Below are 24,161 nucleotides of genomic sequence, written 5' to 3' on the forward strand. Positions count from 1 at the left end.
ACGCCTATCCTGCGCGCGTGAATCCCAGCCCGCCCATCCACCCCGAGCCGCAGTCCCATCGCGCGCTGCCCGGCCCGCGCCGGCAGGAGCCGGGCTGGGGGCGGGTGGACCAGCTCGATTTCCACGAAGTTGCGCGCGACCGCCGCCCGCTCATGCCGCGCGCGCGCCGCCTGGCATGGATGGTGGTGGTGGCGATGCTGATTCTGGCGGCGGTGCTGCTGCGGCGCCCGTTGGCCGACTGGATATGGCCCGAGACGCGCGCCCAGGCATTACGCGAGCAGGCGGCACTCGCGCTGGAGCGTGGACATCTCACCGCTGGCGATGGTAGCGGCGCACGCGAACTGTACGAGGCCGCGATCGCGATCGATCCGGACCGTAACGAAGCGCGCACCGGTCTTGCGCGTGTAGCGCAGGCCGCGCTTGCCCAGGCCGATGCGGCGTTGCGACGCGACGATTTTGCGCTGGCGCACCGGCAGCTGGCATTGGCGCGTGAGCTCCAGGTGCCGCGTGCCAGCGCCGAGGCCGTCGCCGCGCGCCTGCGCGCCCGGGAAGCCGACGTGGCAGGGATCGAAGGGCTGCTCGCCCAGGCCGAGGTGGCGCGCGAACAGGGGCGGCTGGACGGTGCCGGGGATGCGGCCCTGCCTGTGTATCGGCGCGTGCTGTCGTTGCGTCCGGACAACCTGCGCGCACTGGAAGGCCGGGAAGACGCGCTGTCGGAGCTGCTGCAGCAGGCGCGCAGAGCGCTGCAGTCGGGCCAGGTCGGGCAAGCCGCGACCATGATCGCCGCGGCGCGCGGCTACGACCCCGGACATGTCGACCTTCCGCAGCGTCAGGGCGAACTGACGCGCGCGATCGAGCAGCTGCGCCAGCGTGCCGATCGCGACCGTCGCCGCGGCGAGCTGCAGGCGGCAGCCGGGAAATACCGGCAATTGCTGCAGATCGATGCCGAAGACGCCGTCGCGGCCCGCGGGATGGCCGCGGTGGCAGCAGCCCATGCCATGCGCGCCGAGCGCGCCGCGGCCGACTTCGATTTCCGCGGCGCAGAGGCTGCACTGCGCGAAGCCCGGGCGATCGCACCCGGCTCCGAGGCGGTGGAACGCGCGGCGAATCGGATCGCGGACGCCAGAAGAACCCGCGCACGGTTGCTGCCGCCTGCCGCCAGCCGGCGTCAGGCCTCGCGTGTCGACACCCTGCTGCGCGAAGCGGCGCAGGCCGAGGCGCGCGGCGATCTGCTGACTCCGCCGGGCGACAGCGCCTACGACAAACTGCGCGCCGCGCGCGCGCTGGCCCCCGCCCATCCGGGGGTCGCACGTGCGCAGGCGCGCCTGGTGCCGGCGGCGAAGCAATGCTTCGAACGCGAATTGCCGCGCAACGACCTGGGGCGCGCGCGCATTTGCCTGGACGCATGGATCGCCCTGGAAGGCGAAGGCAGCGTCACCCGGCAGGCCAGGCGCAGGTTGGCGCAGCGATGGCTGGCGGTCGGTGCCGAGCGGCTGGGAGCAGGGGAGGTCGCGTCTGCGGCCGCCGCGCTGCGGTCTGCGGAGTCCATCGATCGCGCGACACCGGGCATCGAGGATTTCCGCGCCCGCCTGCGCGCGGCTTCGGCCTCGCGGGATTGAAGCTCCGCTCAGCGTGCGCCGGTGAGAAACACCCGTCGCACCGTCTCCGCTGCCGCCTCCATCGAAAAATGACGTTGCACGTTCTCCCGGCCATGGGTCGCCAGGCTTTGCCACAGCGATTCGTCGCGGTATAGCCGCAGCACCGCAGCGGCAAAGGCTTCTGCGTCATCGCCGACGAGCACATCGTGACCGTCGCGCAGGTGCATGCCCTCGACCGCGACCGATGTCGCCACCACTGGCTGGCCGTGCGCCATGCTCAGATTGATCTTGCCTTTGACTCCCGCGCCGTAACGCAGCGGCGCCAGTGCGATCCGGCAGCCGCGCATATAGGGCCCGATGTCGGGGACGTGTCCGTGCACCAGCACGCCGTCGTGTGCCGCCAGCGCCTGCACGACCGCCGGAACGTGGCCGCCGATGCAGTGGAACCGCATCCCGGGCTCGCCGGCACGTATCAGTGGGAAGACTTCTTCGACGAACCAGCGCACCGCGTCCACATTGGGCGGATGGCGGAAGCCGCCGACGAACACCAGGTCCTGGCGCTGTGCGTAGGGCGAGCCATCGTCGGCAAGCTGGTGCAGGTTGGATAGCACTTCCACCCGCGCCTGCGGCGCGTCCTGGGCCAGGAGCGCGCGCTCGGCTTCGCTGACCACGAGGGTGAGATCGCTGCGCGCGATAATGTCCAGTTCCAACGCGCGCGTGCGCGCCGCAGCGCGGGCCAGCGCACCGTCCCCGGCGAGCGCCGCGCCACGCTGCTCCCTCAGGTAATGCAGGTCGATCGTGTCGAAGACGACTTGCGCCTGAGGCGCGTGCCGGCGCACGAGCGGAAGGAACTCGCGCGCTACGTAGTGGCGGCAGATCATCACGGTGTCGAAGCGCGGACCATGTTCGCGAAGCCAGGCAGTGGCGCGACCGGCGTAGGGCGCGTACCAGGCCTCCACGCCCAGCTTTTGCAGGGTGTGCGTGTGTTCGTCCGCGTGCGTGCGCTTGGCTGGCAGGAACACTACATGTGCGCCTTGGTGGATGAGCAGGCGCATCAGATTGACCAGGCGCAGCGAGCCAGAATCGTGATCCGGTGTTGGCGTGAGCGCATCGATGATCAGGATCTGCCGTCGCGTGCGGTGCACGCTTGCTGGCGAAGGCGCCACCGACGCGTCGCCGAAAGCAGCCAGCGCCTGTGCATGCCGTTGCGCGAAACGCTCGCGATTGCGCGTCTGGTAGGCCTTGATGCCGCTGGCGACGTCCGTGCCGGACGTTGCGCCTTCCTCGTGCACGACGACCGCGTCCGGTTGATAGAGCACGCGTCTGCCGGATGCTCGCACCCGGAAAGCCAGATCGGTGTCTTCGTAGTACGCGGGGGCGTAGTGCGCGTCGAATCCTCCAAGCGAGCGGAACAACTCGCGCGGGATCGCGATGGCAGCCCCGCTGACGTAATCGGCGTCGCGCAGGGATGCGAAGCGGCAATCGTCCGGGTTTCCGTAGCGCCCGTAATTCCAGGCGTTGCCGTCGGAGAACACCACCCCGCCGGCCTCCTGCAGCCGCCCGTCCGGATACCGCAGCTGCGCACCGACGAGTCCCGCGGCGGGCTGGGAGGCGAAAGGTGCCAGAAGCGCATCCAGCCAGCCCGGTTGCGGGATCGTGTCGTTATTGAGGAACACCAGGTACTCGCCGCGTGCGATTCCGGCCCCGTCGTTGCAGGCAGCGATGAATCCGCCATTCTCTTCGCGGCGGAGGTAACGCAATCCGGCGATGGCAGCGAGCGCCTGCTGCGTGTCATCCGCAGAACCATCGTCGACCACGATCACTTCGCAGCCTGCGTGCGGGGGATGCGCAGCGAGCGCCTGCAGGCATCGCAGGGTATGGGCGAGCTGGCCGAACACCGGAATCACGATGCTCGCGCGCGGTGCGGGATCGGAAAAAATGGCTGCGGGAGCGGTCGGCTCGCCCTCCGGGAACCACAGTGGCTCACGCAGCCTGGGCGGCAGCACGCCCAACTGCGCGATGAGTCGCTCCCAGGTCGTGCGCCAGCCCCGGGTACGCAGGCTCAGCAACCCCCGACGGGACAGGCCGGACGCGCGCTGCAGCAGGAATCGCGCATCGGCCAACGACCACGACATACCAACGGAACTCCGGCTGACTGTAGAAGAGGGGGGCACTCGGGCCGGCCGGGGACGCTGCGCTAGACTCGCCAGCTCCGACAGGTACGCGCGCGGCACCAGCCGCCATTGTCGCATCCCATGGTTCTGCCTTGGCCCGCATCGATTACGACGAAGACGACGATTCCGACCTGGACAGCGAGACGCCGGACTGGCGCCGGCGGCTTCTGACCTGGGGACTTGCGGCGGTCGGCCTCGGTCTTGGCTTCCTCATTCCCTACACCCTGTACCTGAATCATCAGGTCGGCAGCCGGTTCGGGCAGTTGCAATGGCAGCTGCCCACGCGTGTTTACGGGCGCCCGCTGCAGTTGTCGCCCGGTCTGGCGATGGACGCGCAGACGCTCAAGACCGAGCTGGACGCCGCGTCCTACCGCGAAGGCGGCGGCGAGCGGCCGGGCAGCTATCTGCGCGATGGCGGCCGCTGGAAGATCGCCAGCCGCGGCTTCAACGACATCACCGGCCCGGTGGCGCCCAGCCGCATCGAGGTCACGCTGTCGGGCGGTCGCGTGTCGCAGGTGCGCGATCTGGTCGGCAGGCGCACGGTGAAATCGGTGCGCCTGGACCCGGCACGCATCGCCACGCTGTACGGGCAGAAGCAGGAAGAACGGCGCCTGGTGCAGATCGACGAGGTGCCGGAGCTGCTGGTCACCGGCCTGCAGGCGGTGGAGGACCGGGATTTCGCCCGTCACCACGGCATCGACCTGTCGGGCATCGCGCGCGCCATGTTCGTCAACATGCGCTCCGGCGAAGCCAGGCAGGGCGCCAGCACCCTCACCCAGCAGCTCGCACGCAGCGGCCTGCTCGGCATCGGCCGCGAACAGACGCTCAAGCGCAAGTTCAACGAGATCCTGTACGCGATGCTGATCGAGATGCGCTACGACAAGCGCACGATCCTGGAAGCGTACTTCAACCAGGTGTACTGGGGGCAGCGCGGGGCGCAGGCGATCCACGGGGTGGCCGCGGCCTCGGAATTCTGGTTCGGCCGCGACCAGCGCGACCTCAGCACCGAGCAGATCGCGCTGCTGGTGGGCATCGTGCGCGGCCCATCGCTGTACGACCCGCGCCGCCATCCCGAGCGCGCCACCGAACGGCGCAACTTCGCCCTGGCCAAGATGCACGAAGCCGGGCTGATCGATGCCGCCGAGTTCGAACGAGCGAAGCGGGCGCCGTTGGGCGTGACCAAGGAAGCGGGCAGCATCGCCGCCAACCGGTTCCCGGCCTACGTCGACCTGATCCGCCGCCAGCTGGCGGTCGACTATCCCGCCGAAACCCTGCAGGGCGCCGGCCTGAGCGTGATGAGCGGTATGGCGCCCTCGGCGCAGGGTTACGCAGAAGGAGCGGTCACGCGCACGCTCGATGGGTTGGGCAAGCGCAAGGTGCCGCTGCAGGCGGGAATGGTCGTCACCGATGCGCATACCGGCGACGTGGTCGCCGCGGTCGGCAGCCGTTCCTTCGCCGAACACGGGTTCAACCGCGCGATCGAGGCCAAGCGCCCCCTCGGCTCGCTGCTCAAGCCGTTCGTCTACCTGCTGGCGCTCGCCGATCCGGCGCGCTGGACCCTGGCGACCTGGCTGGACGACTCACCGGTGAACATCCGCCTGGACAACGGCAAGCGCTGGAATCCGGGTAATTCCGATGGCCGCAGCCACGGCAGCGTGCGCATGATCGATGCGCTGGCCCAGAGCTACAACCAGGCCACCGTGCGCCTGGGCATGCAGGTGACGCCCGACCGCCTGGCCGACCTGCTGCGCACCCTGGCCGGGTTCGACGCGCCGCGCAATCCGGCCCTGATCCTGGGCTCGGTGGACCAGAGCCCGTATGCCATGGCCCAGGCGTACCAGTTCTTCGCGACCGGCGGCGAGATCCAGACCCTGCGCCTGGTGCGTGGCGTGCTCGATCGCAACGGCAAGCTGCTCAAGCGCTACGACAAGGCGCCGCAGGCGGCGACCGAGCGCGACTCGCTGTCGGCTCGGCTGGTCACGCTGGCGCTCCAGCATGCGGTGACCAGTGGCACCGGACGCCAGTTGATCAGCGACGGCCGCGGCAGGCTCAAGCCGGCGGGCAAGACCGGGACCAGCAACGACAGCCGCGACAGCTGGTTCGCCGGCTGGACCGGCGATCATCTGGCCGTGGTCTGGGTGGGCAATGACGAGAACAAGCCCACCGGCCTGTACGGCGCCACCGGCGGCATGCGGGTGTGGTCGAACCTGTTCGCACGCCTGCCCACGGCACCGCTCGAGGTCGACAACACCGGCATCGAATGGGCCTGGGTTTCGCAGTCCTACTCCACCGACGCCGGTTGCCCGGGCGCGCGACGCTTCCCCTTCGTCAAGGGCTATGTGCCGGCGCATCAGCCCTGCGTTTATGCGGAACCGGTCGACCCGTATGGCGAAGACGCCTACGGGGACGGGGGCGAGGAACGCCGCAGCTGGCGCGACTGGTTCGGCTTCGGCGACCGCGACGAGCCGCAGGAGCAGGATCCCGCGCGCCAGGGCGAGCCGGAGCCCGCACCTGCTCCGGCCCCTCCGCCTCCGCCGCCCCAACCGCAACCGATCCCGGAGCAGTGAGTCATGCAGTTGCCGATCCGCCCCGTCTTTCTGTTTGTGTCGAGTGCTGTAATGGCTCTGCTGTGCGCCTGCGGATCGACGCCGGCGCCACAGCCCACCAAGCCGGCGCAGGCCGATCCCACGCAGATGGTGGCGGCCGTCCGCGCTGCGGCCGGCAACGGCGAAGGCGAACTGGCGGTGCAGCCGCTGCGCGATCCGATGGTCGAGGACTTGCGCCAGCAGGCGGTGACGCTTGAACAGCAGAAGCAGTACGCAGACGCGGCAGCGGCGCTGGACAAGGCGCTGGCGATCACGCCCGACGATCCGGCGGTGCTGCAGGAACGCGCCGAAGCCGCGCTGCTGCTCAAGGATTTCGCTGGCGCTGAGCAGCGCGCGCGCCGCGCCTACGAGATCGGAGCCAAGGTCGGGCCGTTGTGTCGCCGCCATTGGGCGACGGTCCGTGCCGTGCGCTATGCGGCCAATGATGGCGCGGGAGCAGCGGAGGCCAACAAGCAGCTTGCGGCGTGCAAGGTGGCGGCGCTCGAGCGATTCTGAACATGCAGATGCGGATGCGGATGCGCGGTGGGCGCGCGGAAAAGTTCCGCCAAACCTCGCCGAGCGGGTTCCAAAGGCCGCTGCGGCGGCTTGGGTAGGAATGCGCCGGGAAGTTGATCGCGGCGCCCATACAATCCACGGATGTCATCTTCCGATCTCGCAGCCGCCAGCCTTGCCGCCCTGAGCGAAGGCGGGCTGCTCGCCGAACGCATTCCCGCGTTCCGCCCGCGCGCAGCCCAGCAGCGTCTGGCCCAGGCGGTGGTCGCTGCCTTCGAGCAGCGCGAGGTCCTGCTGGCTGAAGCGGGCACCGGCACCGGAAAGACCTACGCATATCTGGTGCCTGCGCTCCTGTCGGGCATGAAGACCATCGTCTCCACCGGTACCCGCGCGCTGCAGGACCAGCTCTACCACCGCGATCTTCCGCGCGTACGCGATGCGCTGGGCACTGGACTGAAGACGGCGCTGCTCAAGGGCCGCGCGAATTACCTGTGCCGTTACCGCACCGAGCAGGCCAAGGGCGAACCTCGGTTTGCTACCCGCGAGCAGATCGCCCAGTTCCAGCGCGTCGTCGCCTGGAGCGGGCGCACGCGCATGGGCGACCTGGCCGAACTCGAGGACCTGCCGGAAGACTCGCCGCTGATCCCGATGGTGACCTCGACGGCGGAAAACTGCCTCGGGGGTGAATGCCCGTTCTACGCCGACTGCTTCGTGGTGCAGGCCAGGCAGCGCGCGCAGGCCGCCGATGTCGTGGTGGTGAATCACCACCTGCTGCTGGCCGACCTGGCGCTCAAGCAGGAAGGCTTCGGCGAGATCCTGCCGGGCGCGCAGGCGTTCATCGTCGACGAAGCGCACCAGTTGCCCGAGCTCGCCGCGCAGTTCTTCGGCGAGGGGATCGGTGCGCGCCCACTGGTGGAACTGGCGCGCGATGCGCTGGCCGAGTGCAAGGACGTGAGCGGCGCCCTGGCCGCCGTGCAGCAGCCTGCACGCGACCTGGAACAGGCCGCCCGGGCGCTGCGCGCGGCGATGGACACGCTGCCCATGCGCGGCACCCTGCAGCGCGCGCTCGAATACAGCGCGGTGCGCGAGGGTTTCGATGCGTTGTCGGCGACGTTGCTGAAACTGCACGAGACGCTCGGCCCGCTGCGCGAGGCATCGCCCGGCTTCGATGCCTGCCATGCGCGCTCCCGGGAATTCATTTCGCGGCTCGCGCGCTGGCTTGTCGAACGCGATCTGGACAGCGAGCTGGAAGCGCCCGACGACGACGTGCGCTGGTACGAACTCACCCCGCGCGGATTCCGCCTGCAGCGCACGCCGCTCGACGTGTCGGGCCCGCTGCGCGCGCATCGCGAACGCTCGCAGGCGGCGTGGGTGTTCACCTCCGCCACGCTGTCGGTGGATGCCAGCTTCGAACACGTTGCCCGCCGCCTGGGCCTGGACGCGCCGCGCACCCTGCTGCAGCCCAGCCCGTTCGACTGGAACACGCAGGCGCTGTGTCTGCTGCCGCCGCGGATGCCCGAACCGGCCTCGCGCAACTACACCCACGCGCTGCTCGATGCGGTGCGGCCGGTGCTCGAAGCCTCGAATGGCCGCGCCTTCCTGCTGTTCGCTTCGCACCGCGCGCTGCGCGAAGCCGCCGAAATCCTGCGCGGTGGCGCCTGGCCGCTGTTCGTGCAGGGCGAGGCGCCGCGGCACCTGCTGTTGCAGCGTTTCCGCGAGTCCGGTCACGGTGTATTGCTGGGCACGGCGAGCTTCCGCGAAGGCGTGGACGTGGTCGGCGCCGCGCTGAGCGTGGTGGTGATCGACAAGCTGCCCTTCGCCGCGCCCGACGATCCGGTGTTCGAGGCGCGGCTCGAGGCGATCCGTCGCGCCGGCGGCAATCCGTTCCGCGACGAGCAGCTGCCGCAGGCGGTGATCGCGCTCAAGCAGGGCGCGGGGCGACTGATCCGCAGCGAAACCGACCGCGGCGTGCTGGTGCTGTGCGATCCGCGTCTGGTCGGCAAGGCGTACGGGCGCATCTTCCTCGACTCGCTGCCGCCGCTGCCGAAGACCCGGGATGTGGCTGACGTGCAGGCGTTCTTCGCGCCTGCGCCCGACGAACCGGTCTCTGCTAGCACAGCCCTGGCCGAGGGTTTTCCCTAGCTGGATTGCGCTGCGGGCATCGCTAGGCTGGCACGGTCGTCAATGCCGCCGGAGTCCAGGATGAGCCCGCCCCCCATTGGCCAGGTCAACGCGCTCGATCTGCCACCGCCCAACGCGTGTCCGGCAGGCGCGCCGCCCAGCGGCGGTTCCGCTGAAGAGAACGCCCAGTGGTGGAGCGGCCTTTCGCAACAGGAACAGTCCAACTACCTGGCGACCTATGGATCGCAGGTCGGTGCACTCGATGGCGTGCCGGCGGAGGTGCGCCACGAGGCCAACCTGGAGGTGCTGCGCCGGGATGCGGCCAGCGGCCATGACCAGGGCAATGCGCAGGCGCTGCTGGAACGGGTCGAGGGCTCGCAGGATCTGCCTCCGGGCGAGCGCATCTATCTGCTCGGCTACACGCCGCCGGGTGCGGACGGAGCTCCGGATGCGCTGGTCATCGCTGCCATCGGCAATCCGGACACCGCCGACCACACCGCGATCTTCGTGCCGGGCACCACCACGAATCTCGGCAGCATGAACGGCTCGCTCGATCGCATGGACGATCTGCGCGCTGCATCCACGGCCGTGCCTGGTGCCGGCGACGTGTCCACCATCGTCTGGCTCGGCTACGACGCGCCCGACAACATCCCTGCGGCGGCCCTGGTGGGCTACGCCGAAGACGCCGCGCCCGATCTGCGCAGCTTCACCGAAGGCCTGCGCAGTTCGCATCTGGGGCCGGAGTCGCATGTCACCGTGATCGGCCATTCCTACGGCTCCACGGTGGTCGGCACCGCGGACGCACTCGGCGGGCAGGGCACCGACGATGGCCTGGAAGCCGACGACATCATCGCCCTGGGCAGCCCCGGCATGGGCATCGAATCGCCGGACCGTCGCGGCTGGTTCGACAGCGCCTACGTCGACGACGTCAGCGACATGCACATCGGCGCCGACCACTTCTGGGCGGGTGCGGCCAGCGACGACATCGTCAGCTACACCGAGATCCACGGCAACAGTCCGGTCGACTGGAGCTTCGGCGGCCAGCGCATCACGACCGATGGCGCGGATGGCCATTCCGAATACTGGGACACCGGCACCGAGGCGCTGCGCAACCAGGCCTATATCGTGACCGGCAACTACGACCAGGTCGCCACGGTCGGCCGTCGCTTCGGCTGAGCGCAAGCCAGGGCGTATGCTCGCTGCGATGCGCTTCCACAACCCGACACTCGGCAGGCACGCCCGGCTCCCGGGCGTGCTTGCCTGCATGCTCATCGCCGGCGCCTGCGCCGGCGCAACCGATACGGACAGCATGGACACCAAGAACACGCAACAGGCCGTCGCCGAATTCCTGCCCCAGGTCGAGAGCGCGCTGGGCGCGCTGGCGGTCGATCGCGAGTCCTTCGAGGTGCGCGCCAATCGCTGCGAAGGCAGGCAAGGCGAGACCCGTGACGATCTGTATTACATCTGGGTCGGCCTGCGCGGTACGGCGCGCGGCAACGACATCGCGAACCAGATCGGGCAGGCGCATGCGCGCTGGCAGGCCGCCGGCTGGGAAATCACCCGGTTTCGCACCCTGGACAACGGCGGCGTGAACCTGACCGCGACCGACCCGGCCACTGGCAACACTTTCACTCTGGACTCGGGCTTCCAGCCGGCGCCCGATGCCTATGTGGTCGGCTTCTTCAACACGCCCTGTTTCCAGTCGCCGGAAGGCAGGGTCGACTTCGGCACCGTCTCGCGACGCGGCGGGTAGGGCGAGCGACGCGCACGCACACTTCGAAAGCCCACCGCGTCGCCGCCGAGGTCCGTGGTCCTTCGACAACCTCTGGATGCGGGGGCTAAGGTGTGGCCCATGAAACTGCTTGCCTTCGAGACCGCCACCGAAGCCTGTTCGGTGGCCCTGTTCGTCGATGGCGCGGTGCGCGAGCGCTTCGAGCTTGCGCCACGCCGCCATGCCGAGCTCGCGCTGCCATGGGCCGAAGAACTGCTCGCGGAGTCCGGCATCGCGCGTTCGCAGCTCGATGCCGTCGCCGCCGGGCGCGGCCCGGGCGCGTTCACCGGCGTACGCCTGGCGATCTCGATCGCGCAGGGCATCGCGCTCGCACTGGACCGGCCGGTGGTGCCCGTGTCCACGTTGGCAACGCTCGCCATGCAGGCCGAAGGCAACGTGATCGCCGCCATCGACGCGCGGATGGGTGAGGTCTACCTGGGTGCGTTCCGACGCGTCGGAGAGGACGTGCAGCCCCTCGTTCCGGAAACGGTCGTGAAGCCGGCCGAAGCCAGCATTCCGGAAGGCGCCGGCTGGCACGGCATCGGGACCGGCTTCGCAGCGGCCGACGGCGCGCTGCGCCACCGGCTGCAGGCGCAGCTGGGTACGGTCGATGCGGCCGCCCTGCCGCACGCCGCCGACGTCGCCAGGCTGGCCGTGTTGGCATATGCGCGCGGCGAGGCGCTGGCGCCCGAACGGGCGGAGCCGGCCTACCTGCGCAACCACGTCGCCCTGACCCTGGCCGAACAGCAGGCGCTGCGCGCCGGGCGCTGAGCGCCGGAACCTTGCCCGCGGTTCGCGGTCAGGAACCAGGCCCTTCCGGAGAGGCATATGCAACCCGCCGCACCGTCTCGCAGCGCCCGCTTCCGCCATTGGTTCCGGACCGAAGCGCGTCCGATCCTGCTCACCCTGGCTTTGCTGATGCTGGCGCGTACGTCGTTCGCCAACCATTACCAGGTCCCGAGCGGCTCGATGGAACCGACGCTGTATCCGGGCGACCGGGTGGCGGTGGACATGAGCGCCTATGGCCTGCGCCTGCCGTACACCGATATCCAGCTGATCCGGCGCGATCGGCCGCAACGCGGCGACGTGGTGGTGTTCAAGTCGCCTGCCGACGGTACACGGCTGATCAAGCGCGTCGCGGCCGTCGCCGGGGACACGGTCGAACTGCGTCAAGGACGCCTTGCAATCAACGGCAGGCCGCTGTCGTCGGAAGGCACGCCGGATGTCGAGGTCTTCGGCCAGCGCCGCATCCGACTCGGCCTGGAGCTGGGCGGTGGACCGGACATCGCGCCGACCGTCCTTCCGACAGGCACGCTGCTGGTCCTGGGCGACCATCGCGGCAACAGCGCCGATGGGCGTTACTTCGGGCTGGTCGATGCCGACAGCGTGTACGCACGTGCGGTCGCGGTGTACTGGCGCAGCGGCGAAGGCTTCCTCTGGCAGCGGCTGTAGGTCGGGGCTACGTCCCCGACGCTGCGCAAGGTTTCGACGCGCGGCCGCGTCAGCCGCGCAGAAACGTCACTTCACCCGATCCTGGCCGACCTCCGCGACATCTCACTCGTCGATCAGTTCACCGCCCGGCAGGAACTGCCAGGTGCGGGTGACATGCAGGATATCGACGTCCTCGGCGGTCTCCGGCAGCGGGGCGAATGGCTCGGATAGTTTGACGATGCGCAGTGCCGCGGCGTCGAGCATGGGAATGCGGCTGGACTGGATTACTTCCGAACGCTCCACGCTGCCGTCGCGTCGGATCGCCACGCTGATCACCAGCAGGCCGCCGATGCGGCGGCGGCGCGCCTCGTCGGGATAGTTGAGGTTGCCCACGCGTTCGACCCGGTCGACCCAGCCGCGCAGGTAGGCGGCGTAGGCATATTCGCGCGTGCTGGCCGAGATGAACTTGCGCTTGGGCCGCTTGGCGTAGCGCTGCGAGCGCAGGTGCACCTCCGCCGCCAGGCGCGCCATGGCGATGTCGTGTTCGATCTTCTGCGCGCCGGGCGGCAGCATGCTCTGCTCGACCCTGGGCCTGGCCCGCGGCACCGGCAGCACGTCGGGGCTGCGCTGGTTGCTGACCACGCGCGCCTGCGGCGGCGGCTGCGGGGCAGGGGATTGCGCGCGCAGCGGCTGCGGAGCGATGCCCTGTTCGGGCTGGGGAATGCGTCCGGCCTGGGCTTCGCGAGGACGCGCGCTGCGGTCGTGCTCGCCGCCGCCCTGGTTGCTGGCCTGGGCCAGGAAGTCGGCCTGCTTGCGGGTCAGCGGACTCTGGGTCTCGGTCAGGATCACGTCCAGGGTCGGCATCACCGGCGCGGCATCCTCCAGCACGAAACCCAGGCCCAGGATCAGCATGCCGTGCACCAGCAGCGACAGCACGAAGGTCGCGCTGAGCCGTTCGGGTTCGCCGATGCGGGGGGCAGGGGGGAGAGCGGCCGTGGTCATGCGTGGGGACGGTCGAAAGCGATCTTGCAAGCGGGAGGCAGCGGGTCGTTCTGTGGAGTCACTTCAACATGGCGGCGCGCATGGCCCGCCCGGGGCTAGGCCGACAATGCGGTGCCGGCTCCGACCACTCCGGCGTCCCGCTCGATCGCGTCGAACAGCATTCCGGCGATGTTGATCCCGAACTGCTTGTCGAGTTCGCGGATGCAGGTGGGGCTGGTCACGTTGACTTCGGTCAGGTAGTCGCCGATCACGTCCAGGCCGACGAAGCGCATGCCGCGGCGCTTCATGTCGGGCCCGACCTGGGCCGCGATCCAGCGGTCGCGATCGGTGAGCGGACGCCCCTCGCCGCGCCCGCCAGCAGCCAGGTTGCCGCGGAACTCGTCGCCCTGCGGGATCCGGGCCAGGCAATAGTCGACCGGTTCGCCGTCGATCAGCAGGATGCGCTTGTCCCCGTCGACGATCTCCGGCAGGTAGCGCTGGGCCATGGCCAGGTGACGGCCGCTGCCGGTCAGGGTCTCGAGGATCACATTGGTATTGGGGTCGCCGGCACGGGCGCGGAAGATCGAGCGCCCGCCCATCCCGTCCAGGGTCTTCAGCACCGCGTCGCCGTGGGTGGCGATGAAGGCCTTGATCTGGCCGGCGTCGCGGCTGACCAGGGTGGGCGGACAGCACTGCGGGAACTCCAGCGCGGTCAGCTTCTCGTTCATGTCCCGCAGCCCCTGCGGGTCGTTGACCACCAGCGCCCCCTGGCGCTGCGCCACGCCGAGCAGGTGGGTGTCGTGCAGGTAGTCGGCATCGACCGGCGGATCCCTGCGCATCAGCACCAGATCGCCTGCGCCCAGCGCACGTTGTGACGGCTGTCCCAGTTCGTACCAACGCTTGGGGTCGTCGAACACGCGCAGCGGCGCGACCGTGGCCTCGGCGCAACCGCCGCGCAGCGTCAGTCCGCCCGGAACCACGTAGTGCAGGCGGTATCCGCGGCGCTGGCCCTCCAACAGCATGGCGAACGTCGAATCCTTGGCGATCCGGATCGACTCGATCGGGTCCATCACCACGATGACATCGACGCTCATGAGAACCATCCGCGGCAGAATGTGACGCATGTTAGCAGGCGCCCGAAGGCGCCCGAACGACGCGCAAGCGCCGCGTTTTTCGTCGATACTCCAGAATGCTTGACACCATCATGGCGTGCTGGAATAAAGCTGTGCTCTGCAGCGGCGCCGGTATGCATGAAGCGCAGCGCATTGGGGGAGAACGCGATGATGCAAGACGACAACCGCACCGGGAGCCTGAACGGTCTCCGGGTGATGGTGATCGACGACTCGAAGACCATCCGCCGCACCGCCGAGACCCTGCTTGCCAAGGAGGGTGCGGAGGTGACCACGGCGGTGGACGGATTCGAGGCGCTGGCGAAGATCGCCGAAACCGCGCCCCAGATCATCTTCGTCGACATCATGATGCCGCGTCTGGACGGGTACCAGACCTGCACGCTGATCAAGAACAACCCGCGTTTCCGCGACACGCCGGTGATCATGCTCTCGTCCAAGGACGGGCTGTTCGACAAGGCGCGCGGGCGCATCGTCGGCTCCGAGCAGTACGTCACCAAACCTTTCACGCGCGAGGAACTCCTCGACGCGGTCCGTAAGCACGTCAACGTCTGATTCGCCTCGGGGGAGAGGCACACCACATGGCACGCATCCTGTTGATCGAGGATTCGCCCACCGATACCGCGGTCCTGACCCAGCTGCTCCAGCGCAACGGGCACCAGGTACTGGCATCGGGCAGCGCCGAGGACGGCATCGAAGTCTGCAAGCGTGAGCTGCCGGACCTGGTGCTGATGGACATCATCCTTCCGGGCATGAACGGCTTCCAGGCTACCCGCGCGCTGTCGCGCGACGAAGCCACCAAGTCGATCCCGGTGCTGATCGTCAGCACCAAGGGCATGGAAACCGACCGTGCCTGGGGCATGCGCCAGGGCGCCAAGGACTACGTGGTCAAGCCGCCGGTGGAGAGCGACCTGATCGGCCGCATCAACGCCCTGCTCAACGCCGCCTGATATGTCGCGCAAGTCCGGCCGCCACGGTTTCACGCAGCCTGCGCCGGCAATGCCGGCCGCGGCGCCGTCGCTGGCCGTGCGCGATCCGTTCGAGGTCCTGCTCGATTACGAACGCAAGAGCCTGGCCCATGTCGTCGGCCTGCCCGAGCAGATCGACGCGCCGGGCCTGTGGCGTGGCGTGGGCTACCGGATCGGTGCGCGGCACCTGGCGTCGGGCTTCGACGAAGTGCTCGAGATCCTGCCGATGCCGCAGGTCACGCCGGTGCCGGGCGCGCAGCCGTGGATGCTGGGCGTGGCCAACGTGCGCGGCAACCTGCTGCCGATCGTCGACCTGAAGCAGTTCCTGGAAGGCGAGCGCACCGTGCTGCACGAGGGCCAGCGCATGCTGATCGTGCGCCAGCCCGGCGGCGACGTGGCGGTGATGGTCGACGAGCTCTACGGCCAGCGCAGCTTCGTCGACGAGCAATCCATCGACGTGGACGGCGCCGAAGCCAAGCCCGAAGTGCCGCTGGCCGACGGGCGCTACGCGCATTTCATCGAACGCGCCTACCGCATCGATGCCAATACCTGGGGCGTGTTCAGCCTGGACCGGCTGTCGCGCACCCCCGAATTCAGACAAGCCGCGGCCTAGCGCCAACGCCCCATAGCACGCACGCAAGAGAGAGCGCAGCATGAGCACGACGATCGACAACATGGCGGGCCGGGCCCGTGGCATCGGCAGCAACGTGTGGATCTGGCTGCTGCTGGCCTCGCTGGTGGTCTTCGCGGCCAACACCTTGTACGCAACCACCAAGGCGGCGCGTTTCGGTGGTGCCAGTACCGCGGCGTCGAGTCTGCAGGTGAACTCGCAGCGCCTGGCCAACCAGGGCCGCGACGCGGTCGAGGGTAATGCCGAGGCGTTCGCCGCGTTCAAGGCCACCAAGCAGCAGATCGACGACGACCTGCGCACGCTCAACGACAACTTCGGCAACAGCGAAGTGGGCGGCCCGATCAAGGCGGTCAACGACCGCTGGGGCACGCTGGGCAGGAACGCCAACCAGCTCATCGCCAGCGAACGCGCGGTGCTCGGCCTGGCCGGCAACGCCGACCGCTTCACCCAGCGCGTGCCGCAGCTGCAGGCGCAGCTGGACGAAGTGGTGCGTGCGATGTCCGCCAGCGGCGCGCCGTCCTCGCAGATCTACATCGCGCTGCGCCAGGTGGTGTTGGCCTCCACCATGGCCCGCCGGGTCGCCGAACTGCGTGCGGGCGGTCCTGCCGCCGCGGGCGCCGGCACCGCGCTGGGCCGCGACATCGGCTTCTTCCAGCAGGTCATGGACGGGCTGCGCCAGGGCGGCACGGGCGAGGCCCAGCGGGTCGGAGGCGCGGCCGTGGCGCCGCTCAACCAGGCCAATACCCTGTGGCTGGAGATGAAGAAGGACGTCGACGCGATCCTCGCCACCTCCACCGACCTGCTCAATGCACAGAGCGCCGCCACCGCGCTGGCCAGCGGCTCCAACCAGCTGCTCGCCGACAGCGAAAACCTGTTCCGCTCGCTGACCGCGTTCGGTTCGCTGCGCGATACCAGCATCGTCGGCGGCGTCTGGGTCAGCATCCTGTCGGGCCTGCTGGTGCTGGTCTCGCTGGTCGGCTTGTACTTCAGCACCCGCCGCGCAGAGCGCGCGCGGTTCCAGTCCACCATGGAACTCAACAACCGCAACCAGGAGGCGATCATGCGCCTGCTGGATGAGATGGGCTCGCTCGCCGAAGGCGACCTCACGGTGAAGGCCACGGTGACCGAGGACATGACCGGCGCCATCGCCGACTCGATCAACTTCGCGGTCGAGCAGCTGCGCAGCCTGGTGCAGACGATCACCGACACCTCGGTGCAGGTCGCATCCAGCGCGCAGGAGACGCAGGCCACCGCCATGCACCTGGCCGAAGCCGCCGAACACCAGGCGCAGGAAATCAATTCGGCTTCCGACCGTATCAGCGAAATCGCGGCGAGCATCGACCAGGTGTCGAAGAACTCCGCCGAGTCCGCCGGCGTGGCCCAGCGCTCGGTGCAGATCGCGACCAAGGGCGCGGGCGTGGTGCGCGAGACGATCGCCGGCATGGACTCGATCCGCGACCAGATCCAGGAAACCTCAAAGCGCATCAAGCGACTGGGCGAAAGCTCGCAGGAAATCGGCTCGATCGTGGAACTGATCAACGACATCTCCGAGCAGACCAACATCCTCGCGTTGAACGCAGCCATCCAGGCCGCCTCGGCGGGCGAGGCGGGCCGCGGCTTCGCGGTGGTGGCGGACGAAGTGCAGCGCCTCGCCGAACGCGCCTCCAACGCCACCAAGCGCATCGAGACGCTGGTGCAGACGATTCAGTCCGACACCAACGAGGCGGTCACCTCGATGGAGCAGACGACCTCGGAAGTGGTCGCCGGTGCGCGCCTGGCCGAGGACGCCGGCACCGCGCTGGGCGAGATCGAAAACGTGTCGACTAACCTCGCCGACCTGATTCAGGGCATTTCCAGCGCCGCCCAGCAGCAGTCCACCGCCGCGTCGAACATCACCTCGGCGATGCACACGATCCAGTCGATCACCGCGCAGACCTCGCAGGGCGCCAACCAGACGGCCGAGTCGATCGGCACGCTGGCGCAGCTCGCCGCCGACCTGCGTCGCTCGGTCGCCGACTTCAAGCTGCCGGCCTGACCGGAACTTTGACGGGATGTCGGGAATGGCTGTCATCGCAGTAGGGTGCGTCGCGTGCACGGTCCGGAGAACGTTCCGATGACCGCGCTGAGCGACGCGATCGATCGCACCGCGCTCGGCTGGGTCAAGCCCGAGCTCGACGCGCTGCTCGCGCAGGCGCGGCGCGAGGTCGAAGCCTTCGCCGATTCCCCGCGCGATGCGGCCGCCATGGCCACCTGCGTGCAGCTGCTGCAGCAGGTGCGCGGCAGCCTGCAGATGCTCGACCTGCAGGCCGGCATCCTGCTGACCGACGAAATGCACCAGCTGGCGCAGGCCCTACAACAGGGTGGCGTGGCCGACGCCGAAGCCGCCAATGCCGCGCTGATGCGCGCCCTGGTGCAGCTGCCCGATTACCTCGAACGCCTGCAGGGCGGTCATCGCGACGTGCCCGTGGTGCTGCTGCCGCTGCTCGACGAGCTGCGCGCCGCGCGCGGCGCCGCCGGCTTCGACGAAGCGCAGCTGGTCGCCATGGCCGGTTCCGAGCCCGCCACTGAATTCGAACTGGCGCACGCGCGCGCCGCCCTGGGCGGACGCAATCGCGCGTTGATGGGCACCGTGTCCGCGGCGGTGAAAGAAGACCTGATGCAGGTCAAGGATGCGCTCGACCTGCATCTGCGTGGCAGCCAGCGCAGCGTCGATACCTTGAAGCCGCATGCCGAAGCGCTCGGCCGTATCGCCGGCACCCTGGCGATGATCGGTCTGGATGGCGCCAGCGCGCGCATCGGTGCGCAGCGCGATGCGCTTGCCGCCATCGCCGACGGCCAGCGTCCGGCCAGCGCGGACGCGCTGCTCGAAATCGCCGGCACCCTGCTGCAGGTGGACGCCTCGCTCGACGAACAGGTCGAGCGCATGGGCAGCCACAACGACGGCGCCGGCAACGAAGCGCTCGCCAGTGAAACGCGTCGGGTCACGGCGGTACTGCTGCAGGAGGCCGCCAACAACATCGCCCGCGTGCGCGAAAGCACGCTCACCGCGATGCTGGACGGCTGGCATCCAGCCGAACTCGCCGAAGTGCCGCGCCTGCTGCACGAGGTCGGCGGCGCCCTGCGCATGCTCGACCAGGCGCATCCGGCGGATCTGGCGACCGGCATCCAGGGCTATGTGCAGTCCGAACTGCTGGGCCGCGAAACCTCGCCCGACGCGAACACGCTCGAGCGCGTCGCCGACGCGGTCAGCAGCCTGGAGATGTATCTCGAAGGCCTGGAAGACGGCGGCCGGCGCGAGGACCTGCTCGACATCACCCGCGCCAGCCTGGCGACGCTGGGCTACTGGCCGCTGCCGAAGTCCGCGGCCGAGGCCACGTTCGGGGAACGTCCCGAGGTCGAAGTGGCGCAGGTCGCCACCGCGCAGACCGTCGCCGCGCAAGACCAGCCCGCCGACACCGCTGCCGCGCCCGCGTCCGAAGCCGCTGCCGTGGTCGAGGAAGTGGTCGCCGCCGCCACGCCGGCCAGCGCCGCTGCCTCCGGTTTCGAACAGACCGGCGATGAGATCGACGACGAGATCCGCGAAGTCTTCCTCGAGGAATTCGAGGAAGAGATCGGCAACCTGGGCCAGCTGCTGCCGGCATGGCGCAGCGAACCGGACAACACCGAACTGCTGCGCCCGATCCGTCGGGTCTTCCACACGCTGAAGGGCAGCGGCCGTCTGGTCGGCGCCAAGCTGCTGGGCGAGTTCAGCTGGAAGATCGAGAACATGCTCAACCGCGTGCTCGACGGCAGCCGGCCGGCTTCGCCGGCGGTCATCGCCCTGGTCGAGCAGGCGCACGCCAGCCTGCCGCAATTGCACGCGGCCCTGCGCGGTGCAGGCGCGGTCAGCGCCGATCTGGATGGCCTGCAGCAGGTGGCAGATCGCGTTGCCAGCGGCGAGGAAGTCCGTTTCGCCACTGCGGCGGCCGCCGCACCGGCGCCGGCGGCCGAGCCAGAGCCAACACCAGAGCCAGAGCTAGAACCAGAACCAGAACAACCCCAAGGTTTCCGGGCCACGGTCGATCCGGTGCTGCTGGAAATCCTCGAAGCCGAAGTCACCGGCCACCTGCAGACGATCGAGCACTGGCTGAGCAAGTCCGCACCGCGCCCTGACGAAACCCTGTTGCGCGCCCTGCACACCAGCAACGGCGCCTTCGCGATGACCGAAGTGCCGGCCATCACCGACACCCTCGGCCAGGCCGAGGCGTACGTGAAGCGCCTGCTCCTGAGCGACCGGCCCGCCCTGCCCGAAGGCGTGGCCGCGCTCGGCGAGGTCGCCGCCACCGTGCGCGAAACCCTGGTCGCGCTGCGCTCGGCCGACCCGCGCGTGTTCGGCACGCCGGAACTGGCCGCGCGGCTGACCGCGCTGCGCGACGCACTGCCCGATCCCACCGCGTTCGACACCCGTGCGCTCGACGCGCTCGGCGCGCAGGACCTGGCCATGCCGGACCTGGTCGAGCCGTTCGAACCCGGTCCGCTGGACGCGCTGCTGCAGGGCCACGCCGGCCTGGCCTCGGATCATGCCGAAGCCGAGCGACTGGCGAGCGAACGTGCCGAAGCGGAACTGCGCGCCACGCAGGCAGCCGAGGCCGCGCTGCTGGAAGCCGAACGCATCGCCTTCGAGCAGGCCGAAGCCGAGCGCCAGGCCGCGGAACAGGCGGAAGCTGCACGCCTCGAAGCCGAACGCCTCGAAGCCCAACGTCTCGAAGCCCAACGTCTCGAAGCAGAACGTCTCGAAGCCGAACGTCTCGAAGCCGAACGTCTCGAAGCCGAACGCCTCGAAGCCGAACGTCTCGAAGCCGAACGTCTCGAAGCCGAACGTCTCGAAGCCGAACGTCTCGAAGCCGAACGTCTCGAAGCCGAACGTCTCGAAGCCGAACGTCTCGAAGCCCAACGTCTCGAAGCCCAACGTCTCGAAGCCCAACGTCTCGAAGCAGAACGTCTCGAAGCCGAACGTCTCGAAGCCGAACGTCTCGAAGCTGCACGCCTGGAAGCCGAACGTGCCGAAGCTGCACGCCTCGAAGCCGAACGCCTCGCGGCGGAGCGGGCCGAGATGGAACGCCTCGAAGCCGAGCGTCTGGCCGCGGCCAGGAACGAAGCCGAGCGCGCGGAAGCGCAGCGGCTGACCGCCGAACGCATCGAAGCAGAGCGCATCGATGCCGAACGTCTCGAAGCCGAGCGCGCCGAAGCGGCACGTCTTGAAGCCGAGCGCCTCGAAGCCGAACGTCTCGAAGCTGAGCGCATTGAAGCAGAACGCCTTGAGGCCGAGCGCGTCGAAGCCGAGCGTCTCGAAGCCGAACGCCTCGAAGCCGAGCGCCTCGAAGCCGAACGCCTCGAAGCCGAACGTGTTGAAGCCGAGCGCATCGAAGCCGAACGCCTTGAAGCGGAGCGCATCGAAGCCGAACGTCTTGAAGCAGAGCGCCTCGAAGCCGAGCGCGTTGAAGCAGAACGTCTCGAAGCCGAACGCGTTGAAGCAGAACGTCTCGAAGCCGAGCGCCTCGAAGCCGAACGCATCGCGGCCGAGCAGGCCGAAGCCCGCCGGATCGAAGCCGAGCGCATCGCCGCCGAACAGGCCGAGGCCCGGCGCATCGCCGCCGAGCAGGCCGAAGCCGAGCGCCAGGCGCGCAGGGAGCAGGCCGAAGCCGCGCGCGTCGCCGAACTGCTGGCCAGCGCCGCCGCGTCGGCGTCCGCTGAGGATCCCGACGAAGCGCTCGACCTCACCGACCTCGACCCCGAGCTGGTCGACCTGTTCGTGGAGGAAGCGCGCGACCTGCTCGACCATTCCGACGGCCTGCTGGCCAAGCTGCGCGACGCGCCCGAAGGGCGCGACACCGTCATCGGTCTGCAGCGCGACCTGCACACCATCAAGGGCGGTGCGCGCATGGCCGGGGTCATGGCCGTGGGCGAGCTGGGCCATGCGATGGAATCGCTGCTCGAGCTGGTCGCCGAGCAGAAGCTGGAGCTGGGTCGCGGCGACATCCCGCTGCTCGAACGCGGATTCGACCGCCTGCACGGCATGGTCACCCGGGTCGGCGCGCGCCGCGCAATCGGCATGCCGGAAGGGCTGATCGCCGAGTTCGCCGCCCGCGTGCGCGGCGAAACCGTCGGCGCGGACGCCGGCGCTGACAAGCCCAAGTTCGAACTCAAGCCGCTGTCGGCACCGATCGGCACCGGCATGGACCTGGAAGACGAGGAAGTCGGGGTACGCGCCCCGCAGGAACAGGTGCGCATCCGCGCCGACCTGCTCGACCGCCTGGTCAACTACGCGGGCGAAGTCGCGATCTACCGCGCGCGCCTGGAACAGCAGCTGGGCGCATTCCGTGCGGCCATGTTCGAAATGGAGCAGACCAACGCGCGCCTGCGCGACCAGCTGCGCCGCCTCGACGCCGAAACCGAAGCCCAGATCATCGCCCGCTTCCAGCGCGAGCAGGACGTGGCCGATCCCACGTTCGACCCGCTTGAGCTCGACCGCTTCTCCACCCTGCAGCAGCTCTCGCGCGGCCTGGCCGAATCGGCCGCCGACATGGCCAGCCTGCAGGGCACGCTCGACGACCTGACCCGCCAGTACGAAACCCTGCTGTTGCAGCAGTCGCGGGTGAGCTCGGACCTGCAGGAAGGCCTGATGCGCACGCGCATGGTGCCGTTCGACGCGCTGGTACCACGCCTGCGCCGGGTGCTGCGCCAGGCCGCCACCGACACCGGCAAGGCCGTGCAGCTCAGGCTCGACAATGCCCAGGGCGAACTCGACCGCAACGTGCTCGAGCGCATGACCGCGCCGCTGGAACACATGCTGCGCAACGCCGTCGCGCACGGCCTGGAATCCCCGGCCGCGCGCAAGCAGGCGAAGAAGGACGAAGAAGGCACGGTGCGCATCGCCGTGCGCCGCGAAGGCTCGGAAGTGGTGCTTGAAGTCGGCGACGACGGCGCCGGCCTGGACCGCGCCGCGATCCGGCGCCGCGCCGAGGAGCGCGGCCTGGTGCGCGCGGACGCGGTGCTGGCCGACAGCGACCTGGACATGCTGATCATGGAACCCGGCTTCTCCACCGCCGGCGAGGTCAGCCGCCTGGCCGGCCGCGGCGTGGGCATGGACGTGGTCGCCAGCGAAGTGCGCCAGCTCGGCGGCACGCTCGACATCCACAGCAAGGCGGGCGAGGGCACCACCTTCACCCTGCGCCTGCCGCAGACCCTCGCGGTCACCCAGGCGGTGTTCGTGCGCATCGGCGAAACCAGCTTCGCCGTGCCGATCGCCTCGGTGCGCGGCGTGGGCCGCATCTCGCGCGAGGACCTCGCCAAGCCCGACGCCAGCTACCGCTACGGCGGCGAGGACTACGCCCTCCACGACCTGGGCACGCTGCTCGGCCAGGCCCCGGCCCGCGCCGAAGGCCAGGTGCAGATGCCGCTGCTGCTGATCCGCTCGGGCGACCTGCGCGCCGCAGTCAGCATCGACCACGTGATCGGCAACCGCGAAATCGTGGTCAAGCCGGTCGGCCCGCAGGTCGCCTCGATCCCGGGCATCTTCGGCGCCACCATCATGGGCGACGGCCGCGTGGTGGTGATCCTGGACGTCGCGCCGCTGGTGCGCCGCAGCGCCGCGCTGCCGCGCGAGGCCGAACCCGCATCGCAACCCGAGCTGCGCCGCGTGCCGCTGGTGATGGTGGTCGACGATTCCATCACCATGCGCAAGGTCACCGGCCGCGTGCTCGAACGCCACAACTACGAGGTGATGACGGCGAAGGACGGCATCGACGCGCTCGAACGCATGGACGAACGCGTGCCCGACCTGATGCTGCTCGACATCGAAATGCCGCGCATGGACGGCTACGAACTGGCCACCCAGATGCGCTCGGACCCGCGCCTGCGCGGCGTGCCGATCATCATGATCACCTCGCGCACCGGCGAAAAGCACCGCCAGCGCGCGCTGGAGATCGGCGTGCAGCGCTACCTGGGCAAGCCCTACCAGGAGCCCGAACTCATGCGCAACGTCTTCGAACTGCTCGGCACCGGACCCGAATACAGCCACGAGCAGTAGGTATGCCGTCATCCCCGCGAAAGCGGGGACCCAGCGACTTTGAACTTCAATGGACTCATTCGTTTTCCGCGCGATCAACACCCAACCCGTCATTCCCGCGAAAGCGGGAACCCAGCGACTTTGACCTGTCCATCAGGCACTGGATCCCCGCCTACGCGGGGATGACGACCAAAACCAAACCGTTCGCCCGAGC

Annotated in this window: 16 protein-coding genes; 13 read left to right on the plus strand and 3 right to left on the minus strand. The window is 69.3% G+C overall.

All coding sequences use genetic code 11. The features are described 5' to 3' along the window. The first annotated feature begins 17 nt into the window (after window positions 1-17). Window positions 18-1,619, plus strand: coding sequence for a hypothetical protein (locus MC375_RS08640; RefSeq protein ID WP_242102868.1), 1,602 nt, complete (start codon window positions 18-20; stop codon window positions 1,617-1,619). 8 nt (window positions 1,620-1,627) lie between these two features. Here the strand turns inward: MC375_RS08640 and MC375_RS08645 are convergent, their stop codons facing one another. Next, window positions 1,628-3,733 carry a glycosyltransferase gene (locus MC375_RS08645; protein ID WP_242102869.1) on the minus strand — a complete coding sequence of 702 codons (2,106 nt, stop codon included), beginning with the start codon at window positions 3,731-3,733 and terminating at the stop codon, window positions 1,628-1,630. Window positions 3,734-3,864: 131 nt separating this feature from the next. On the opposite strand from MC375_RS08645, the gene mrcB reads away from it, so the two are divergent. The 7 genes from mrcB (at window position 3,865) to lepB (ending at window position 12,214) form a co-directional block, all read left to right on the plus strand. Continuing rightward, the gene (gene mrcB, locus MC375_RS08650) at window positions 3,865-6,339 is read left to right on the plus strand and encodes a penicillin-binding protein 1B (protein WP_242102870.1); all 2,475 of its coding nucleotides are present in this window, start codon (window positions 3,865-3,867) and stop codon (window positions 6,337-6,339) included. Between the two features lie 51 nt (window positions 6,340-6,390). Then, a complete protein-coding gene (locus MC375_RS08655; RefSeq protein WP_242102871.1) occupies window positions 6,391-6,873 on the plus strand; it encodes a tetratricopeptide repeat protein in 483 nt (160 codons plus the stop codon). A gap of 141 nt (window positions 6,874-7,014) precedes the next feature. Beyond that, on the plus strand, window positions 7,015-9,012 hold the full coding sequence (locus tag MC375_RS08660) for an ATP-dependent DNA helicase (protein ID WP_242102872.1): 1,998 nt from the start codon (window positions 7,015-7,017) through the stop codon (window positions 9,010-9,012). A 60-nt stretch (window positions 9,013-9,072) separates the two neighbouring features. Beyond that, entirely contained in the window at window positions 9,073-10,167 is a 1,095-nt protein-coding gene (locus MC375_RS08665) for an alpha/beta hydrolase (protein WP_242102873.1), read from the plus strand. Window positions 10,168-10,183: 16 nt separating this feature from the next. Then, the gene (locus MC375_RS08670; RefSeq protein ID WP_242102874.1) at window positions 10,184-10,744 is read left to right on the plus strand and encodes a hypothetical protein; all 561 of its coding nucleotides are present in this window, start codon (window positions 10,184-10,186) and stop codon (window positions 10,742-10,744) included. A gap of 99 nt (window positions 10,745-10,843) precedes the next feature. After that, window positions 10,844-11,533 carry a tRNA (adenosine(37)-N6)-threonylcarbamoyltransferase complex dimerization subunit type 1 TsaB gene (gene tsaB / locus MC375_RS08675; RefSeq protein ID WP_242102875.1) on the plus strand — a complete coding sequence of 230 codons (690 nt, stop codon included), beginning with the start codon at window positions 10,844-10,846 and terminating at the stop codon, window positions 11,531-11,533. A 57-nt stretch (window positions 11,534-11,590) separates the two neighbouring features. Beyond that, complete coding sequence (lepB, locus tag MC375_RS08680; protein WP_242102876.1) at window positions 11,591-12,214, plus strand: signal peptidase I; 624 nt, start codon at window positions 11,591-11,593, stop codon at window positions 12,212-12,214. A gap of 102 nt (window positions 12,215-12,316) precedes the next feature. Here lepB and MC375_RS08685 read toward each other — a convergent pair whose 3' ends face one another. Further along, window positions 12,317-13,195, minus strand: a complete 879-nt coding sequence (locus MC375_RS08685; protein WP_242102877.1) for a TonB family protein — start codon at window positions 13,193-13,195, stop codon at window positions 12,317-12,319. A 95-nt stretch (window positions 13,196-13,290) separates the two neighbouring features. Further along, on the minus strand, window positions 13,291-14,268 hold the full coding sequence (gene gshB / locus MC375_RS08690) for a glutathione synthase (protein ID WP_242102878.1): 978 nt from the start codon (window positions 14,266-14,268) through the stop codon (window positions 13,291-13,293). Between the two features lie 186 nt (window positions 14,269-14,454). On the opposite strand from gshB, the gene pilG reads away from it, so the two are divergent. From pilG to MC375_RS08715, 5 genes are all read left to right on the plus strand, one after another. Next, a complete protein-coding gene (pilG, locus tag MC375_RS08695; RefSeq protein WP_242102879.1) occupies window positions 14,455-14,856 on the plus strand; it encodes a twitching motility response regulator PilG in 402 nt (133 codons plus the stop codon). A 26-nt stretch (window positions 14,857-14,882) separates the two neighbouring features. Beyond that, the gene (locus MC375_RS08700) at window positions 14,883-15,251 is read left to right on the plus strand and encodes a response regulator (RefSeq protein WP_242102880.1); all 369 of its coding nucleotides are present in this window, start codon (window positions 14,883-14,885) and stop codon (window positions 15,249-15,251) included. 76 nt (window positions 15,252-15,327) lie between these two features. Then, window positions 15,328-15,882: a chemotaxis protein CheW gene (locus tag MC375_RS08705; RefSeq protein WP_242102994.1), complete on the plus strand. Its 555-nt coding sequence runs from the start codon at window positions 15,328-15,330 to the stop codon at window positions 15,880-15,882. 40 nt (window positions 15,883-15,922) lie between these two features. Next, a complete protein-coding gene (locus MC375_RS08710; RefSeq protein ID WP_242102881.1) occupies window positions 15,923-17,935 on the plus strand; it encodes a methyl-accepting chemotaxis protein in 2,013 nt (670 codons plus the stop codon). 78 nt (window positions 17,936-18,013) lie between these two features. After that, on the plus strand, window positions 18,014-23,968 hold the full coding sequence (locus MC375_RS08715; protein WP_242102882.1) for a response regulator: 5,955 nt from the start codon (window positions 18,014-18,016) through the stop codon (window positions 23,966-23,968). The last annotated feature ends 193 nt before the right edge of the window (window positions 23,969-24,161 follow it).

The sequence above is a fragment of the Lysobacter sp. M2-1 genome, assembly GCF_022662495.1.
Lineage (GTDB): Bacteria > Pseudomonadota > Gammaproteobacteria > Xanthomonadales > Xanthomonadaceae > JAKPBU01.